This is a genomic window from Acinetobacter sp. YH12076 (assembly GCF_013419525.1).
GTDB lineage: Bacteria > Pseudomonadota > Gammaproteobacteria > Pseudomonadales > Moraxellaceae > Acinetobacter > Acinetobacter amyesii.
In genome coordinates, this window is sequence record NZ_VOZY01000004.1 from 215,012 (window position 1) to 232,786 (window position 17,775).

General features: G+C 41.5%; 17 protein-coding genes. 13 read left to right on the top strand and 4 right to left on the bottom strand.

What is annotated here, in order from left to right; translation table 11 throughout:
* Window positions 1–91 precede the first annotated feature (91 nt).
* From pcnB to yjgA, 7 genes are read left to right on the top strand one after another with little or no spacing between them, the layout of a single operon-like run.
* Complete coding sequence (gene pcnB / locus FTU22_RS05500; protein ID WP_180093384.1) at window positions 92–1,561, top strand: polynucleotide adenylyltransferase PcnB; 1,470 nt, start codon at window positions 92–94, stop codon at window positions 1,559–1,561.
* Window positions 1,558–2,043 (top strand): 2-amino-4-hydroxy-6-hydroxymethyldihydropteridine diphosphokinase, encoded by a 486-nt coding sequence (gene folK, locus FTU22_RS05505; protein WP_180050157.1) that lies wholly within the window; start codon window positions 1,558–1,560, stop codon window positions 2,041–2,043. The genes pcnB and folK overlap by 4 nt, the downstream gene beginning before the upstream one ends.
* A 46-nt stretch (window positions 2,044–2,089) precedes the next feature.
* Window positions 2,090–2,899, top strand: a complete 810-nt coding sequence (gene panB, locus FTU22_RS05510) for a 3-methyl-2-oxobutanoate hydroxymethyltransferase (RefSeq protein ID WP_180093387.1) — start codon at window positions 2,090–2,092, stop codon at window positions 2,897–2,899.
* Between the two features lie 3 nt (window positions 2,900–2,902).
* The gene (gene panC, locus FTU22_RS05515; RefSeq protein WP_180093389.1) at window positions 2,903–3,751 is read left to right on the top strand and encodes a pantoate--beta-alanine ligase; all 849 of its coding nucleotides are present in this window, start codon (window positions 2,903–2,905) and stop codon (window positions 3,749–3,751) included.
* Window positions 3,752–3,773: 22 nt separating this feature from the next.
* A complete protein-coding gene (gene rapZ, locus FTU22_RS05520) occupies window positions 3,774–4,625 on the top strand; it encodes an RNase adapter RapZ (RefSeq protein WP_078189595.1) in 852 nt (283 codons plus the stop codon).
* Window positions 4,622–4,891 carry an HPr family phosphocarrier protein gene (locus FTU22_RS05525; RefSeq protein WP_067763492.1) on the top strand — a complete coding sequence of 90 codons (270 nt, stop codon included), beginning with the start codon at window positions 4,622–4,624 and terminating at the stop codon, window positions 4,889–4,891. The genes rapZ and FTU22_RS05525 overlap by 4 nt, the downstream gene beginning before the upstream one ends.
* A 2-nt stretch (window positions 4,892–4,893) precedes the next feature.
* Window positions 4,894–5,427 (top strand): ribosome biogenesis factor YjgA, encoded by a 534-nt coding sequence (gene yjgA, locus FTU22_RS05530; protein ID WP_078189593.1) that lies wholly within the window; start codon window positions 4,894–4,896, stop codon window positions 5,425–5,427.
* Window positions 5,428–5,602: 175 nt separating this feature from the next.
* Here yjgA and FTU22_RS05535 read toward each other — a convergent pair whose 3' ends face one another.
* A complete protein-coding gene (locus FTU22_RS05535) occupies window positions 5,603–7,243 on the bottom strand; it encodes an acyl-CoA synthetase (protein ID WP_111884733.1) in 1,641 nt (546 codons plus the stop codon).
* A gap of 535 nt (window positions 7,244–7,778) precedes the next feature.
* Between FTU22_RS05535 and FTU22_RS05540 the strand changes: the two genes are divergently transcribed.
* Complete coding sequence (locus FTU22_RS05540; RefSeq protein WP_180093444.1) at window positions 7,779–9,059, top strand: D-arabinono-1,4-lactone oxidase; 1,281 nt, start codon at window positions 7,779–7,781, stop codon at window positions 9,057–9,059.
* Window positions 9,060–9,116: 57 nt separating this feature from the next.
* Entirely contained in the window at window positions 9,117–10,268 is a 1,152-nt protein-coding gene (locus FTU22_RS05545; RefSeq protein WP_180093391.1) for an alanine racemase, read from the top strand.
* Window positions 10,269–10,331: 63 nt separating this feature from the next.
* Here FTU22_RS05545 and FTU22_RS05550 read toward each other — a convergent pair whose 3' ends face one another.
* Window positions 10,332–11,951: a glutamate synthase-related protein gene (locus tag FTU22_RS05550; RefSeq protein ID WP_180093393.1), complete on the bottom strand. Its 1,620-nt coding sequence runs from the start codon at window positions 11,949–11,951 to the stop codon at window positions 10,332–10,334.
* A gap of 319 nt (window positions 11,952–12,270) precedes the next feature.
* On the opposite strand from FTU22_RS05550, the gene thrS reads away from it, so the two are divergent.
* Both thrS and infC read left to right on the top strand, forming a co-directional pair.
* Complete coding sequence (gene thrS, locus FTU22_RS05555; RefSeq protein ID WP_078189589.1) at window positions 12,271–14,193, top strand: threonine--tRNA ligase; 1,923 nt, start codon at window positions 12,271–12,273, stop codon at window positions 14,191–14,193.
* Window positions 14,194–14,198: 5 nt separating this feature from the next.
* Window positions 14,199–14,747: a translation initiation factor IF-3 gene (infC, locus tag FTU22_RS05560; protein ID WP_180026032.1), complete on the top strand. Its 549-nt coding sequence runs from the start codon at window positions 14,199–14,201 to the stop codon at window positions 14,745–14,747.
* 711 nt (window positions 14,748–15,458) lie between these two features.
* On the opposite strand, the gene FTU22_RS05565 is transcribed toward infC, so the two are convergent.
* The gene (locus tag FTU22_RS05565; RefSeq protein WP_078192642.1) at window positions 15,459–15,920 is read right to left on the bottom strand and encodes an Hsp20 family protein; all 462 of its coding nucleotides are present in this window, start codon (window positions 15,918–15,920) and stop codon (window positions 15,459–15,461) included.
* A 315-nt stretch (window positions 15,921–16,235) separates the two neighbouring features.
* Between FTU22_RS05565 and FTU22_RS05570 the strand changes: the two genes are divergently transcribed.
* Window positions 16,236–16,853: a glutathione S-transferase N-terminal domain-containing protein gene (locus FTU22_RS05570; RefSeq protein ID WP_180093395.1), complete on the top strand. Its 618-nt coding sequence runs from the start codon at window positions 16,236–16,238 to the stop codon at window positions 16,851–16,853.
* Window positions 16,854–16,883: 30 nt separating this feature from the next.
* Here the strand turns inward: FTU22_RS05570 and FTU22_RS05575 are convergent, their stop codons facing one another.
* Window positions 16,884–17,297: an energy transducer TonB gene (locus tag FTU22_RS05575; protein ID WP_180093397.1), complete on the bottom strand. Its 414-nt coding sequence runs from the start codon at window positions 17,295–17,297 to the stop codon at window positions 16,884–16,886.
* Between the two features lie 181 nt (window positions 17,298–17,478).
* Here FTU22_RS05575 and FTU22_RS05580 point away from each other — a divergent pair, with 181 nt between their 5' ends.
* Window positions 17,479–17,763 carry a hypothetical protein gene (locus tag FTU22_RS05580; RefSeq protein WP_078192639.1) on the top strand — a complete coding sequence of 95 codons (285 nt, stop codon included), beginning with the start codon at window positions 17,479–17,481 and terminating at the stop codon, window positions 17,761–17,763.
* Window positions 17,764–17,775: the final 12 nt, after the last annotated feature.

Here is a 17,775-nt window from a genome sequence, read left to right on the forward strand (position 1 = left end):
TCGAGATAATCAAATTGCCCTTTGATTGTGTTAGAGATATCATTAGCGACATCTTAAGAATTTTACGTTCAGACGTAGGAGACAGCGTCTTTTGCAAACTTTGCGCGCGTCCAAATGTGGTTTATCAACCGCACAATTACCTTCTTCCATTTTAGATGTGATTGATGCCTTAACTAAGGCAGGCTATGAAGCTTATATCGTGGGTGGCAGCGTCCGCGACCTAATGTTGGGTCATGCACCTAAAGATTTTGATGCCGTAACTAATGCGACACCAGCTCAGGTGAAAGAAGTCTTCGGGCGACGTTGCCGAATTATTGGTCGTCGTTTTGAGCTGGCGCATGTCTACTCAGGACGTGAACTGATCGAAGTTGCGACCTTCCGTGCGCCGCCTAAAAAAGCCGTGACTTCTGCTGCGGGCATGATTTTACGTGATAATAATTGGGGTACGATTGAGCAAGACTTTGCACGTCGTGACTTCTCGATCAATGCAATGTATTACCAACCACGCAAAGGCGAAGTGCTAGATTTTTGTCATGCAGTAGATGACATAAAACATAAAATGTTGCGTTTATTGGGTGATCCACAACTACGTTTTGAAGAAGATCCTGTGCGGATGCTTCGGACTTTACGTTTTGCAGCCAAATTAAACTTTAATATTGATCAAAAAATTCTGGATGTCTTTACTCCAGAACTTACTCAATTGCTGCGTGATGTGTCTCCACATCGTTTATACGATGAGTCACAAAAGCTTTTTACCATGGGGCATCTCAATCGCGTCTTACCGATGCTGATCGATTTTGGTATTTGGTATCAATTATTTGCAGATATCAAACCAGTCGTAACGCCATTTATTGAGTTGGCTGCAAAAAATACCGATCAACGTATTTCGATTGGGAAAACCATTAACCCTGCATTTTTCTATGCCGTGTTATTGTGGATTCCGTTCCAAGAACGTTGTACGTTCTATTTAAATAAAGGTGTTGTTCCTGCTGAAGCGCGTGCTCAAGCGGGCTTGGATGTATTGAAGCGTCAGGCTACACGAACCATTATTCCACGCTTTGCCGAAACATTTATTCGTGAAGTTTGGGAAATGCAAACCCGTTTACTAAGTCCAAAGCCACAGCAAATTGAAGCACTTTCAGGTCATGCACGTTTCCGTGCAGGCTTTGACTTTCTGCTGCTGCGTGAAAAATCGGGCGATACAACCACGCAAGGCATGGGGCAGTGGTGGGATGCTTATCAGCAGATGAGCACTGACGAAAAAGAACGAGCAATTAGCCAATACAATCGTCAACGTGCCAAGAGTCATCGTAAAGCGGCGCATGAAGATGTGGAAGCCAAAACTTCTACTCATCAGCAAGTTGAAATTGAACCGCTGGTGAATGAACCAGAAAGCAGAAGTCGCCGTCAACGTAAGCCTAAATCACATGCCAATAGTCTAGAGACAGTGTCAATCGTTGCAGCGTCAGCCAGTGGTGAAATTGGTGCAGATCATCCGATTTTAAAACGTAAACGTGTGAAACGAGATTTGACTCAGGTTATTTTTGGGCCAACACAATGACGCTGACATATATTGGTTTAGGCAGTAATTTAGGTGATTCTCTACAGATCCTTAGTGAAGCGGTGCATAAACTTGCAACACTCGGTACAGTGAAAGTCTCAAAACTGTATCAAAGCCCGCCAATGGGGCCACAAGATCAGCCGAATTATTTAAATGCAGCGGTTGCATTAGAAACGGATCTAGCACCTTTGGCCTTGTTGGATGAATTGCAACGCTTTGAACAAGAGTCGGGGCGTGTACGCCTACGTCATTGGGGGGAGCGTACACTGGATTTAGATTTACTGATTTATGGTGAACAGCACATTCAAAATGAACGTTTGACGGTGCCTCATGTTGGTGTTTTAGAACGTGATTTTGTGTTGAAACCTTTGTTGGATTTAGATGAGAATCTACAGATTAAAGGACAGCCATTAAAAGATTTACCTATTTTGAATAATCCAAATTTAACTGTATTGGATGCAGGAAACTGGGCCCATCTTTAATTTTTGTATGACCACTTGAGAAAGCCGTCATCTGAGGAATATTGAAATGATTAGTCTAAGTGACTTGAAAAAATTTAAAGCGGAAGGTCGCAAATTCTCCTGCCTGACTTGCTATGATGCGAGCATGGCAAAAGCAATGGAAGTTGCTGAAGTCGATAGCATTTTGATTGGGGATTCATTGGGGATGACCATTCAAGGGAATGACTCGACTTTACCTGTCACTGTTGAAGATATGGTATATCACACTGCAGCAGTGCGTCGTGGCAATAAACATGCGTTTATTTTGACTGATTTGCCATTTATGACCTATGCCACTTTGAATGACGCTTTAGTGAATTCAAAGATCGTGATGCAAGCAGGCGCACAGATGGTCAAATTGGAAGGTGGCGCATGGTTGTCAGAAACAGTTGAAGTATTGACCCGTAATGGTATTCCAGTGTGTGTGCATTTAGGGTTAACTCCGCAATCGGTTCATGTGTTTGGCGGTTATAAAGTGCAAGCACGTACACGCGAAACCGCGGATCAACTCATTTCAGATTGTAAAGCTGTGGTTGATGCAGGTGCAGCAATTTTACTTTTGGAATGTGTTCCTGCCCAAGTGGGTAAAGAAATTAGTGAATTATTCCCAAATACACCTGTGATTGGGATCGGTGCCGGTGCAGAAACGGATGCTCAAGTCTTGGTTCAACAAGATATGTTGGGACTGACGTTTAGTCACGTGGCGAAATTTGTTCGCAACTTTATGAAAGAGCAAGCAGGGGAAACAGCAATTGTGGATGCGTTTAAGGCGTATCATGCTGCCGTACTTGATGGTAGTTTCCCTGCCAAAGAACATACATTCCAAATTGAGCTGTAAGACATGAAAACTGAAACAACGATTCAAGGTTTAAGTGCATCGCTAAATCCAGCACGTGCTGCGCGCAAAATCATTGGTTTTGTACCAACGATGGGGAACTTGCATGAAGGTCACCTCAATTTAGTTCGTGAAGCACGTAAACTGTGTGATGTCGTGGTGGTGAGTATTTTCGTTAACCCAATTCAGTTTGGTCCAAATGAAGACTTTGACAACTATCCACGTACTTTGGAACAAGATCAGCACTTATTGGCTGAAGTGGGTTGTGACATCGTGTTTGCACCGACTGTTGAACAAATGTATGGCAACAAACCGCGCTTAACCAATATTAGCGTGGGCGGCATTACCAATGATTTGTGTGGCGAACAGCGTCCGGGTCATTTTGACGGTGTTGCTGTTGTTGTGACAAAACTCTTTAATATTGTTCAACCGAATTTTGCATTCTTTGGGCAAAAAGATTACCAGCAACTTGCAGTGATTCGTCAGTTTGTACGTGACTTAAATATTCCACTAGAAGTGATTGGTGTGCCGATTACGCGTGCTGAAGATGGTTTGGCATTGAGCTCACGCAATGGTTATTTAAGTGCGGAAAATCGTGCGATTGCACCAACGATTTACCAAAGCTTGAAAACGGCTGAGGCAGAATTACATGCTGGAACTCGACTGGCAGATGTGTTAGCGAATATTAAAGCAACATTGACAGCAGCGGGTTTTGTTGTGGACTATGTTGAAGCACGTACACCTGAATTACAGAAAATTGAAGAATTTGATCAAGACGTGGTGTTGTTTATTGCGGCTAAATTAGGCGCAACACGTCTTATTGATAATATGCAGGTTAAATATACTGCAGTTTAAAACGGCTATGGGGTAGCAAGCGATGAAGCGCATTTTAATTGTTACAGGACAATCTGGATCTGGAAAGTCATCTGCATTACAGATACTTGAGGATTTGGGCTATTACTGTATCGATAATTTGCCATTGGCCTTACTCCCCGAAATTGTTGAAAAACTCGATTCAGAAAATAATCTTGAACAATTGGCACTGGGTGTGGATGTCCGCAGTACACGTGCAGATTTACAAGAGTTCGATTTGGTTTTTCAACAGCTACAACGCCATGGCTCAGTCGATATTATTTATTTGACCACGCGTGATCAGGAATTGATTGCGCGATTCAGTTCATCTCGACGTCCCCATCCGTTGGCAAGTCGTTTCAAAAGTTTAAATGAGTGCATACAGGAAGAAAAATCTTTACTGTTGCCGATTCAATTACGCTCGACAGTACATATTGATACTACAGATAAGAGTGTACATGATTTAAAACATACCTTGCTGTCTAAACTTGGACAGGCAGATAATTTAATTTTGATCTTACAGTCTTTTGGCTATAAGCATGGTATTCCACTCGATGCAGATTATGTTTTTGACGTCCGTCATTTGCCCAATCCGCACTGGGATATGGAATTACGTAAGTATTCAGGATTAGATGAGCCAGTTCGTCAATTTTTACAGCAAAGTGAACAAACCAATGAAATGTTCCAAGATATTTATAATTTCTTGGATAAATGGCTGCCGGCATTTGCCGAAGGGCATCGTCATTACATGACGGTGTCGATCGGTTGTACAGGTGGGCAACACCGTTCGGTATATATCGTAGATAGACTAAAAAAAGCACTTGAGGCAAAATGGTCTATTCAGGTTCTACATAGAGAAATGAAGCACTGGTCATGATCGACACAACTGTTGACGTAATTAATAAACTGGGTTTACATGCGCGTGCATCTGGCAAGCTAATCGAAGTCACGACCAAATTTCGCTCGTCGATTCAAATTGGTAAGGGTGGAAAATTAGTAGATGCCAAAAATATTATGTCTTTGCTGATGCTTGGCGCAGGCAAGGGCACAACTTTACGCTTAGTGATTGAAGGTGCAGATGAAGAAAAAGCTTTATCTGAAATTCAAGCACTGTTTGCGGCAAAATTTTACGAGGCAGATTAAACGTGGCACGTCGACCGAACCGCTATACCGAAGAAGACTTTGAATCCTTAGAAGGACGTGCAAGTAAAACTGAGCAAAAGAAAGCTGTACAACGTATGGCTGCTTTGGGCGAGGAACTTGCAAAACTGAATCCTAAACAGATTAAAAATCTTCCTGTTGAAGAGCGTCTGATCGAAGCACTACTAGATGCACAAACAATTACTTCACATGAAGCACGACGCCGTCAGTTTCAACGTGTAGGTAAATTACTGCGTAATGAAGATGAAACCATGATTTTATCTTACTTAACCCCGCAGCAAGGTGCGAAAAAAACAGCGCAGCTTCAACGCTGGACTGAACGTATGATTGCCCAAGGTGATCCCGTCATTAAAGAGTTTATGAAAGCACATAATGCTGCTGAACATCATCCTATTCGTCAGCATATTTTGCGTATTCAACGTGATATAGCCAAAAATGTAAGCGAAGAAGAACTGACTGCGTCAAAGTTGAAATTGTTTAACTACATTCAACAAGTGGCTTTATTATCTGATAACTAATGCATGATTAGATAGCCAAGTACTTAGATAGCTCAATGATCAGAGAATTCAACATGATCTGATCATTGAAGCAAAACGTGAAGTTATAGACTTCACATCAAAAAAGCGACCTGATTAGGTCGCTTTTTTTGCTTAAATGATTGAAAAAATCATGCTTGGCTTTTGAGTTTTAACATTAACCAAATTCACCAACAGCGCGCTCTTTAGCCCATTCACGGAGAACGAACTTCTGAAGTTTACCTGTCGAGGTTTTTGGAATTTCGGTAATCACTACATCTTTAGGTACTTTGAAACGTGCAAGGTGCTGCTTACAGAATTCGATCAGTTCTTCAGGCGTTGCTTCTTTACCTGCTTTTAATTCAATAAAGGCACAAGGCACTTCTTGCCAACGAGGGTCAGGTTTTGCAACCACTGCAGCTGTCAGTACAGCAGGGTGTTGATATAGAATTTCTTCTACTTCGAGCGATGAAATGTTTTCACCCCCTGAAATGATCACATCTTTAGAGCGGTCAGTAATTTTGGCATAACCGTCAGGTTGGCAGACTGCTAAGTCGCCGGTATGGAACCAGCCACCGGCAAAGGCTTCAGCCGTTGCTTCTGGGTTTTTCAAATAACCTTTCATTACGATGTTGCCACGGAACATGATTTCACCCATGGTCTGGCCATCATGCGGAACAGGTAACATGGTCTCAGGATCAATGACTTTCATGCCATCTTGAAGCGGGTATGGCACACCTTGGCGAGAATGCAACTGTGCTTGTTCTTGAATGGAAAGATCAGACCAACCAGCTTGCGATGCGCAAAGTGCCGATGGACCATATGTTTCAGTCAAACCATAAACATGTGTGACATTGATGCCAATATTACGCATCCCTTCAATAATCGCTGCAGGTGGTGCTGCACCAGCAACCATCACTTCAACGCGATGGTCAAATTGCGCTTTTTTCTCTTCAGGCGTATTGATCATCATTGAAAGTACGATTGGCGCACCGCAGAAATAATCTACTTTGTGCTCTGCGATCAGTTTGAAAATCAGTTCAGGGTCGATTTTACGTAGACAAATATTGGTTCCGCCATTGGCTGCCATCGTCCAAGCAAAGCACCAGCCATTACAGTGGAATAGAGGAAGCGTCCACAGATACGTTGCACGTGGCGTCATGCCGCAAGCAATGATGTTACTCGCTGCATTGATATATGCGCCGCGGTGATGATACACCACGCCTTTGGGATTCCCTGTGGTACCCGAGGTATAGCTTAAACTAATCGCATCCCATTCATCTTGAGGTAAGTGCCACTCAAAGTTGGCATCGCCTTGCGCCAACCAGTCTTCAAATTCAATTTGTCCAATCGGTTGTGCTGTGCCTTCAAATTCAGCATCTGCAACATCAATGACATAAATGTCTTGATCGATCAAAGCCAAAGCTTCGGTGGCAACTTGAGCAAATTCAGGGTCAACCAACAGGACTTTGGTTTCTGCATGTTCCAGCATGAAGGCAATGGTTTTCGCATCAAGGCGTGTATTTAGCGTATTTAGTACAGCACCCGCCATCGGTACGGCAAAGTGTGCTTCAACCATAGCCGGAACGTTCGGTAATAACACAGACACGGTGTCATTTTTGCCAATGCCTAATTGTTGCAACTGATGTGCAAATTGACGACAGCGGTTATACGTTTGGCGCCATGAAATATGACGATTGCCATGGATAATGGCATCCTGATCAGGATAAATATAAGCTGCACGCTCTAAATAACGTAGAGGCGAAAGTGCCACAAAATTTGCCGGGGTCCGTGGCAATTCATCGTATGCGCTAACCATCGTGGTACTCCAAGTCCATGTCTATTTGTTTTAAATCTGACTTAACAATAATTCAGTCCGTAGCTTCTCTGCATTTATGCTTTAGTCGAGTATTTACACTAAATTTTTAAGTGATTGAAATTTAAAATAATAAAAACAATAAGGTGACGAAAATGAACCCTGTGGTTCTCAAAATTGATTTTTTAGCATAAATAATTTAGTTGAAAAATATACAGGGTTTGTTGGTTTTTTATACTAATTTGGCAGATATTTCCGTGTGTGATCTTTTTTATTGATTCGGTTTGAATGATGCTTAACGAATAATGTAGAGCGCCTTGAATAGTCTTTGTGGGGATATAAACGAATGATATTTTCTTTAATTGATCGTGGCTTATTTGCTGTTTTTTAACAATAAACTTAAATTTGAGAAGATGCGAAACTTCGTATAATCTAAGTAAAAAATCAAGAGGGCTTGTGCATTAACATTGCAAAAGCGGAAATCAAAAATAAAACAATACAGCTAAATACAATAAAAAGTATGGCGACAAGGATGAATATGACAATTCAACACGACATTGCATGGGAAAATTGGTCAGGTGTTCAGAAGTCGATCCCGAAGTCATTTATACAACCGCAAAATCTTGAGCAATTAATGGATGTGGTGCAATCCCATCCTAAGATTCGTATGGTCGGTGCAGGGCACTCATTTAGCCCTTTGGTAAAAACCACAGATACCTTAGTAAGTTTAGATCATCTCAAAGGCATTCTAGATATCGATATAGAACGCTGCCAAAGTACCGTCCAAGCTGGTACACGATTATTTGATTTGGGGGAGAAGCTCGCGTCTTTTGATCAGGCACTGATTAATCAAGGTGATATTGATCGTCAAAGTTTGGCTGGAGCTATTTCAACAGGAACACATGGTACCGGACTCGAATTACCATGTTTATCGGCATTGGTTAAGGGTTTCGAATTATTAACCGCGCAGGGTGAATTACTACAATGCAGTGCTGAGCAGAATAGCGAAATTTTCCAAGCAGGGCGTGTTTCACTCGGGAGTTTAGGCGTGCTGACGCATGTGCAGCTGCAAAATCGGCCGATGTATAAACTCATAGAACAAACGCGATTATGTCCGCTGAAAGAAGTCATGCAGAATATGCAGCAATGGCAATATGAACATCGACATATTGAGTTCTGGGCATTTAGTCATGCCGATCAGGTTATTTTAAAAACCTTAGATGAGACGGAAGATAACCTTCAACCGCGGAAAGAACAGTGGTTAGATGACGACGTATTACTCAAATTTTGTGCAGAATTGACGCGATTCTTTCCACCACTGAATCCATGGCTACAAAAATTATTAGGTGTTTTTGTCAAACCTTCGATGAGCGTAGACTGGTCAAGTCGAATTTTTCCTTCTGCTCGAAATACCAAATTTAATGAGATGGAATACCAGATTCCGCTGCAACACGGGATGAATTGTTTAGAAGAAATTTTGCATACCCTTCGACGACATAAGGTTCCGATGTTTTTTCCGCTAGAATATCGACTTGTACGTGGGGATGATATTTGGCTCAGTCCGTTTTATCAGCAAGATTCGGCCTCAATTTCGGTGCATCAGTTCTATAAGCAAGATTATCAAGTCATCTTTAAGCTCGTGGAGCCGATTTTTTTAAAATATGGCGGGCGTCCGCATTGGGGGAAATTGCATAGCCTAAATGCGCGGCAGCTTCAAAATGTGTACCCCAAGTGGCAAGATTTTTTGAATATTCGACAAGAATTAGATCCTCAGCAAAAGTGGCTCAGTCCCGAGCTACAGCAGTTACTGATTGATTAAGCATCGTGGAAAGTTAAACATTGAAGACCAATTGAACGATATGAAAAAGGGGATGGCATGGATGCATATTTTCAACAGTTGAATACGCTGCTAAAGCAAAACGGGACGGGGATGCCGCAGTTAATCGTGGATGTTGACGCATTAAATCACAACTTGGTGATCACTCAGCAGCAGATACCACACAATCTGCATCCGCGCTTGGTAGTGAAATCCTTGGCGTGTATGGCATTGCTTCAACACTGTGCTACACAGCTCAAGACAGAGCGTTTCATGCTATTTCATTTTGTACATCTGAAAACACTTTTCGAGTCGATGCCGCAAGCCGATGTGTTGTTTGGAAAACCGATGCCGATTCAGGCCTTGCAACATGCAGACAAGGCAGTTTTGCAGACAACGCAATCGCAAGTGCAATGGCTAATTGATAGTGAACAGCGTTTAGCTCAATACCTCAAATTTGCTGAGCAGCATCAACTGTGTCTACGCATCAATATTGAAATTGATGTGGGGCTACACCGTGGAGGCCTGAAAACGATCAATGAGCTAAAGGCTGTTTTGGATGTAATCGTTCAACATCCCCAACATTTAAAATTTTCAGGATTGATGGGCTATGACGCACATGTGGCGAAGATTCCACGGCTGATCCAATCTGCTGAACAGACTTATCAACAGTCCCAGCAAAGTTATCAACAATTCAAAGCTTATGTACAACAGCGCTACCCAACCTTATGTGATGAACACACCAGTTGGAATGGTGGTGGTAGTCCTAGTTTTAGTTTTCATTGTCAGCAGAGTGTCTGTAACGAAGTCTCGTTTGGCTCGATGTTATTAAAACCTGCAGATTTTGAACTGAAAAATTTACAAGCTTTCCAAAGTGCCTTGTGGATCGCCACGCCTGTGTTAAAAGTGTTGCCACGGACTGAATTACCACAGTTAGAATGGCTCAGTCGTTGGGCAAAATATCAGGCTGTATTTATTTATGGAGGCTATTGGCGAGGGGACTATGTTTATCCTCAAGGCAGTCAGCCCCATGCGTTATATGGTCGCAGTAGTAATCAGGAGCTTGTGCAAATTCCACAGACAAGCAGCATAGATGTAGATGATTATATTTTTTTACGCCCTACCCAGAGTGAAATGATCATCCCTCAATTTGCACAGCTTTGGTTGTACCAAGCTGATCAATTCATGGCCTTTGAGACCTTCAGAGAATAAAAAAGAGCCCGTATGGACTCTTTTTAGGTTCAATTGTTTTGAAAAAAGCTCATGATTTGAAGCTTACTCAAATCCACTGTAGTGAATACCCGTGAGGTTCGACATTTCTTTTTTCCATGTGGTCAGGTCATCTTTGCAGAATTGATTCAGATGATGATGTCCGCAGGCACGAGCCATGACTTGCATCAGTTCAACGGATGCATTTAGAAAATTCGCCAGTTGTTGTGCCGATTTGTCTATTTCTAAACGACGACGTAAATGATCTTGTTGTGTGGCAATGCCGACAGAACAATCATTGGTCTGACAGGCACGCATAGCTAAACAGCCAATGGCTTGCATGGCAGAGTTTGAAATCGCGATGGCATCTGCACCTAAAGCTAGTGCCTTAATAAAGTCAGCGGGTACACGAAGTCCACCTGTGATCACTAAACTAATATCTGACCGTCCTAAACGGTCTAAATGACGACGTGCTCGTGCAAGTGCAGGAATGGTCGGTACAGAGATATTGTCACGGAATAAGGTTGGGGCTGCACCTGTTCCACCGCCACGTCCATCTAAAATAATATAGTCCACGCCAATCGCGAGGGCTGCATCAATATCACGTTCAATATGCTGTGCAGAGAGTTTATAGCCGATCGGGATGCCGCCGGTTTCTGCTCGGACATATTCTGCAAATTCACGATATTGTGAAAGATGAGTCCAATCACGGAAGGTCGCAGGAGAAATAGCTGCGGTGCCTTCTGGTAATTTGCGCACTTCTGCAATTTTTCCAACCACTTTATGGCCTGGCAGATGTCCTCCAGTACCTGTTTTTGCAGCTTGACCGCCTTTAAAATGAAAGGCTTGACACTTTTTGACTTTTTCGATGTCATAGCCAAAACGACCTGATGCGAGTTCATAAAAATAACGGGAGTTAGCCGCTTGTTCCTCTGCAAGCATTCCGCCTTCACCTGAGCAAATGCCTGTACCTGCAAGTTCAGCACCTGTTGCAAGGGCAACTTTGGCTTCTTGAGATAACGCACCAAAACTCATATCTGACACAAACAGGGGGATTTTAAGTTTTAAGGGTTTTTTAGCATTTGGGCCAATTACCACTTCGGTCGCTACGGGTGCATCATCTAATAATGGAATTTTCCACAGTTGTGCGGTGATCAGTTGAATGTCCTCCCATTTCGGGAGTTGATTGAAAGGCACGCCCATGGCAGCTGTCGGGCCATGATGTCCAAAGTTTTTCAAGCCATTTCGCGCGAGTTCTAAAATAAATTTATTGTGCGGTTCTTCAGGTGCGGGTGCCGAATCCGCATATAAACCTTGGTATTGATCGCGTTTATACTGCTGTGGATTGCGTTTTTCCCAAGCTGTAATTTCTTCTAAATCTACAAAAACCTGATCGCCTTCCACCCATGCTTTAAACTTTTGCAAATTTTTATTCAGATAACGTGGGTTGATACCAGTTTTATAAATATAGTGCGAGCCATGCAGCCCACAGACGATTTTATCCCCTTGAATATGGGTATCAGCCATGAGGGCGCCGCGATGCTGACAGCGACCATACATGACCACGACTTTTTCTACATCATCATCTTCGAGCCGTAAGACCACAAGATCGACATTGGCTGCAAGGGCATAAGCGGGTTGGAGCGGTTTTAAACTAGACCAAGATATAAGTGAATGTGCTTGCATGATACCTGCCTACATAAAGATTTCAGTGGGTATAGGTGTTCGAAATTCGGAATAATTTTATGAATTAGAACGTGATTATTATGTTGACAGCATAAAGCGTATTTCGGCTGAAATCTGCTTGAATTATCAGGAGTCTTGTAAAAGGCAGCAGAAAAATCAACTTCCATGGGATTAGAGGTTTATTAAAGTTGGCAGGGCGTGTAAAATTTAGGTCGAATTTTATTTATCCACCGTTTTTATCTTTTGAGGGTCTCCCTCGATCATAATCTCGCGGTGACATGCTCCATTGTACGGGGCATCACTCCTTAAGGATTTTTATATGCCAATTATCACTTTGCCAAATGGCGATCAAAAAGAATTTGATCATGCCGTGTCTGTGATGGAAGTTGCTCAAAGCATCGGTCCTGGTCTAGCAAAAAATACAGTTGCGGGTCGTGTAAACGATCGTTTAGTTGATGCGTCTGATTTAATTACAGAAGATGCTAGCCTACAAATTATCACGCCTAAAGATGAAGATGGTATTCACATCATTCGTCACTCTTGTGCGCACTTGGTGGGTCATGCAGTTAAGCAATTGTTCCCAGAAGCAAAGATGGTCATTGGTCCTGTCATTGAAGAAGGTTTCTACTATGACATCTGGATGCCACGTCCGTTTACTTTAGATGACATGGCAGCAATCGAAGAGCGCATGAAAAAGCTCATCGACCAAGACTATGATGTCATCAAAAAAATGACTCCACGTGATGAAGTGATCAAAGAGTTCACTGCACGCGGCGAAGAATACAAATTGCGTCTGATCGAAGACATGCCTGAAGAAACTGAAATGGGCTTGTACTACCATCAAGACTACTTGGACATGTGCCGTGGTCCGCACGTTCCAAATACTAAATTCTTAAAATCGTTCAAGTTGACTAAAATCTCTGGTGCTTACTGGCGCGGTGATGCGAAAAACGAACAGTTACAACGTATTTACGGTACAGCTTGGGCGGACAAAAAGCAGCTAGCTGCCTACATCAAACGTATTGAAGAAGCTGAAAAACGCGATCACCGTAAAATTGGTAAAGCGTTAGACTTGTTCCATATGCAAGAAGAAGCGCCGGGTATGGTGTTCTGGCATCCAAACGGCTGGACGATTTACCAAGTGCTTGAACAATACATGCGTAAAGTTCAACAAGCCAACGGTTACCAAGAAATCCGTACACCGCAAGTGGTTGATTTCACACTTTGGGAAAAATCAGGTCACGCAGCAAACTATGCTGAAAACATGTTTACGACTCACTCAGAGAACCGTAACTATGCTGTAAAACCAATGAACTGCCCATGTCACGTGCAAGTCTTCAACCAAGGTTTGAAATCTTACCGTGATCTTCCAATTCGTTTGGCTGAGTTTGGTTCATGTCACCGTAACGAACCATCGGGTTCATTACACGGCATTATGCGTGTACGTGGCTTTACACAAGATGATGCGCATATCTTCTGTACCAAAGAACAAATCGGTACTGAAGTTGCAGACTTTATTAAACTGACATTAGATGTTTATAAAGACTTCGGCTTTGAAGAAGTACAAATGAAGTTGTCGACACGTCCAGAAAAACGTGTGGGTGATGACAAACTTTGGGATATGGCAGAAAAATCTTTGGCAGACGCTTTAGATGCTGCAGGCCTAGAATGGGAACTTCAACCGGGTGAAGGCGCATTCTACGGTCCGAAAATTGAATTCTCATTGAAAGACTGCTTAGGTCGTGTATGGCAGTGCGGTACAATTCAATGTGACTTTAACTTACCAGAACGTCTTGACGCATCTTATGTGACTGAAGATAACGACCGTGATCAGCCTGTAATGTTGCACCGCGCAATACTTGGCAGTTTCGAGCGTTTTATTGGTATACTTATTGAACACTATGCTGGTTTCATGCCACCTTGGTTGTCTCCAATTCAAGCATGTGTGATGAACATTACCGATTCACAAGCTGAAGCATGTGAGTCAGTCGTCGCTAAACTTAAAGAAAGCGGTATCCGCGCGATTTCAGACTTGAGAAATGAGAAAATCGGCTTTAAGATTCGTGAACGTACTTTAGAGCGTATTCCTTACTTATTGGTTCTTGGAGACCGTGAAGTTGAGGAAGGTACTGTAAACGTCCGTACTCGCTCTGGAAAAAATTTGGGTACTATGTCAATTGATGCATTCGTTGACCTAGTAAAAGCAGCCGTAGCCGAACGCGGCCGGTACATTGTGGAGTAAAAGCGATTAAACAGCCTGACCGTAATCAACAGGGCGGAAAATCAAACCGTCCTGCCTTGAATGATGAAATTCGTGCAAAAGAAGTCCGTCTAGTAGACGAAAATGGCGAGCAAAAAGGGATTGTATCTCTTGCTGACGCTTTGCGTGCTGCAGAAGCAGTAGATCTTGACCTTGTTGAGATTGTTGCTAATGCTGAGCCACCAGTCTGCAAAATCATGGATTTCAACAAGCATTTGTTTGATCTAAAACAAAAGCAAAAAGAAGCGAAGAAAAAACAACATCAAGTACAGGTGAAAGAAATCAAGCTACGCCCTGGTACTGATGTTGGTGACTACAACGTTAAACTACGTGCCATTATCAAGTTCCTTGAAGAAGGCAATAAGGTAAAAATCACGCTTCGTTTCCGTGGTCGTGAGATGGCTCACCAACAACTTGGTTTGGCTCAATTACAAAAAATTGAAGCTGACGTAGTTGAATACGGTGTTGTTGAACAAACCCCGAAAATGGAAGGCCGTCAAATGGGTATGCTACTTGGTCCTAAAAAGAAAAAGTAAGTATCCATAAAAAAAGCACTGCATTTGCAGTGCTTTTTTTTTGTCTAGATGTCGGGTTTTAAATTCCAATGTTGCTGAAGGGCAGCAAGAATGTCTGCTGAGTGGTGATTAGAAAATAGTGCGAAATTAATCAGCGCAAATTTATGCCTTAGGGTACTAAATAGGCTCTTTTGAATAAAGACAAATTCAATTGTGCAGTAACGGTTATTAAATCGTTGTTTCGAATCTAGTGTATCGAAATGCTTTAACTTGCGCTTGATGTAGGTATAAAGTGAGCAAAGCTTTTTATTGAGCTAACTATGTGAGATCTATTTACATAAAACAGGCCGTGAAATAGGGGTTTTCAGTACCCTCCAATAGATTTTCATCTTGGTAATATTAGGTCGTATATTCCATGTCATAAAAGCAATCAGAACAAAGTACATTTCATATAAATAGATAGTAATACAGAGTAGGATTATTTTTTGCAAGATACGCCAAAATTTAAAAAGAGTAGATGAACAGCTTGTAAGCCAGACCCACCAAGGATTCATTAAAAACACCTATGGGTAAGATTAAGTTGAGAATAGATAAAAAACGAAACATATAAATTGGAATCGAGACACTATATTCTTGAGATGGCATGATTTTTTATTCTTGTTTGTCATGTTTTGAATCTAACTAATTTTCTTAATATAAAAAAGACCCCGAAGGGTCTTTTTTTATGAGGGTTTACTCAGCGATATTTTCTTGGACAGGACTTTCTATCAATGCCTTTTTGCCAATTGGAATTTGGCGTGGTAATTTTTCTTCAGGAATAATACGCTGTAAGTCCACTGTCAATAAACCATTTTCATATAGGGCTTGTTGCACTTCTATATGTTCATCTAAGCGTAAAGACAGTTTAAATGTACGACGAGCAATGCCTTTATGCAGGAATTCCACAGTTGTATCTTGCGCTTCAGTTGGTTTACCTGAAATGCTTAGCACTTGATTTTCTAAGTTTAGCGAAAGTTCATCTTCTGTAAAACCTGCGGTTGCCACCACAATGCGATAGCTATTTTCAGCCGTTTTTTCAATATTGTATGGCGGGTAATTTGGAGTGTCGCTTTGCATGGCATAATCAAATAAATCGTTGAAACGATCAAAACCAATGCTACGACGGAAAAGTGGGTTAAGATTTAAACTACTCATAATTAGAACTCTCTTTAATAAGCAAAGTTGTAACAATAAGAAATGTTCAGTGATGCTTGGCATCCACTGTTCACTAACAAGATCGTTTGATCCTTGTACATGTATCAATATCGGTCTGTGCTGATTTTTTTCAAGGGATTTTTATAAAAAAATTATATTTTTTGAATTTTTGTACCTTAAGTGATTTTAAAAGCAAAGTGATAATTCACATTTTAACGTTACTTTTCAGAAAAACTGACAAGCTTTCACTGGATTAAACATGTTATACATAAAGCAAAATGAGATTGCCTTACTGAAAATTAAAAAGGAATATAGATGATTGATCTCTACTATTGGGGTACACCCAATGGACATAAAATTACCATCGCTTTAGAAGAAATGGGTTTGGAATACCAAATTTTTCCGATTAATATCTTGGAAAATGATCAATTTCAGCCAGACTTTTTGAGAATTTCTCCGAACAATAAAATCCCTGCAATCGTGGATCAGAATGGCCCACGAGGAGAGTCGATTTCAGTTTTTGAGTCTGGTGCGATTCTGCAATATCTTGGACGTAAAACAGGTTTGTTTTATCCAGAAGATGAGTTTGAGCGCGTTGAAGTTGAACAATGGTTGATGTGGCAAATGGGTGGTTTTGGGCCCATGTTAGGACAAAATCATCATTTTAGTCGTTTTGCACCTGAACGTATTCCGTATGCAACTGAACGTTATGTAAATGAGTCTAAACGCTTATATAAAGTTTTGAACCATCAGTTGATTGGTCAAAAATTTGTGGCTGGAGAGTATTCGATTGCAGATATGGCTATTCTGCCTTGGGCACTGCGTCATGAATGGCAGCAAATTCAGCTGGAAGATTATCCATACGTGAAAGACTATATCGATCGACTGACGGCCCGTCCAGCGGTACAAAAAGCCTTAACAATACAGGTTTAAAAAAAGAGCATGGAAACATGCTCTTTTTTTTTATGAAATGAATAGAAGCTTTTTCCACCAAGGTCTTTGGTTTTCTTTCAGGGTCTTGAGTGAGAAGGGCTGTAGGGCAACAAAGGGGTAAGCTACACCATTTTCGATATAAGGTTTGAACTTGGCACGTAAAAGTGACTGTTCAACCCGCTTATCAATGTGTGTTAGTCCAGAGCTTTTGATTAATTCAGCTTTTTGAACTTCGCCAGTGGCTAAAACATATAGTTTGAAACTGAGGTCACGATTTTGATTGCCCAGATCGTCATTGTTGAAGTTAAAGATAGGTCGCTTTTGCCAAATCATTTGATCTAGTGTAATCACGTGTTGTTTGGCAACTTCAGAAGGACTTTGTGCATATAAAGCGGTCAAAATTTGTAATAACACAATAAAACTTAAGCAAAGAATTTTTTTCATAAAGTGAGTTAAAATTATTCAATATTTGCGTGGCAGATTAGAAGTCTCATGTATAAAAGTAAAGTGCGGAAAGACTCACCTTAAGATTTTAGATGGGACGGAAGAAAATTCTAAGGCTGTGTTAGAATGCGGCGCTGCCGAAAAGAACGCGTTGTTGACGGCTTAGTTGGACGATTTTGCGATGAAAGACTTTTTCTTAAATTTTACCCGTATTGTTGAAAATAACCCAAGAATCTATTGGAGTATTATTTTTGGTATTGCAGGCTGCTTAGTGCTATTTGTCGCTGAAATTGTGCATGTTCAAAATATTCTTGCAGATTTACATACCAAAGATCAAAACTTGATGCGAGCTGCGATTGAACCGATTTCTTCACAATATAAATGGTCGAGAATCGTTGTAATTGTTGCAGCAGTGCTTTGGTCAAATTTTGAATATTTGAAGTCGAAGAAAAAATTAGGTCTCTAAGCATTCGTTTCG

Bases quoted from the DNA above. Each gene is read 5' to 3' on its own strand.
- folK (WP_180050157.1), top strand. From the start codon at position 1,558: ATGACGCTGACATATATTGGTTTAGGCAGTAATTTAGGTGATTCTCTA.
- panB (WP_180093387.1), top strand. From the start codon at position 2,090: ATGATTAGTCTAAGTGACTTGAAAAAATTTAAAGCGGAAGGTCGCAAA.
- panC (WP_180093389.1), top strand. From the start codon at position 2,903: ATGAAAACTGAAACAACGATTCAAGGTTTAAGTGCATCGCTAAATCCA.
- rapZ (WP_078189595.1), top strand. From the start codon at position 3,774: ATGAAGCGCATTTTAATTGTTACAGGACAATCTGGATCTGGAAAGTCA.
- FTU22_RS05525 (WP_067763492.1), top strand. From the start codon at position 4,622: ATGATCGACACAACTGTTGACGTAATTAATAAACTGGGTTTACATGCG.
- FTU22_RS05535 (WP_111884733.1), bottom strand. From the start codon at position 7,243: ATGGTTAGCGCATACGATGAATTGCCACGGACCCCGGCAAATTTTGTG.
- FTU22_RS05540 (WP_180093444.1), top strand. From the start codon at position 7,779: ATGACAATTCAACACGACATTGCATGGGAAAATTGGTCAGGTGTTCAG.
- FTU22_RS05545 (WP_180093391.1), top strand. From the start codon at position 9,117: ATGGATGCATATTTTCAACAGTTGAATACGCTGCTAAAGCAAAACGGG.
- FTU22_RS05550 (WP_180093393.1), bottom strand. From the start codon at position 11,951: ATGCAAGCACATTCACTTATATCTTGGTCTAGTTTAAAACCGCTCCAA.
- thrS (WP_078189589.1), top strand. From the start codon at position 12,271: ATGCCAATTATCACTTTGCCAAATGGCGATCAAAAAGAATTTGATCAT.
- FTU22_RS05565 (WP_078192642.1), bottom strand. From the start codon at position 15,920: ATGAGTAGTTTAAATCTTAACCCACTTTTCCGTCGTAGCATTGGTTTT.
- FTU22_RS05570 (WP_180093395.1), top strand. From the start codon at position 16,236: ATGATTGATCTCTACTATTGGGGTACACCCAATGGACATAAAATTACC.
- FTU22_RS05575 (WP_180093397.1), bottom strand. From the start codon at position 17,297: ATGAAAAAAATTCTTTGCTTAAGTTTTATTGTGTTATTACAAATTTTG.
- FTU22_RS05580 (WP_078192639.1), top strand. From the start codon at position 17,479: ATGAAAGACTTTTTCTTAAATTTTACCCGTATTGTTGAAAATAACCCA.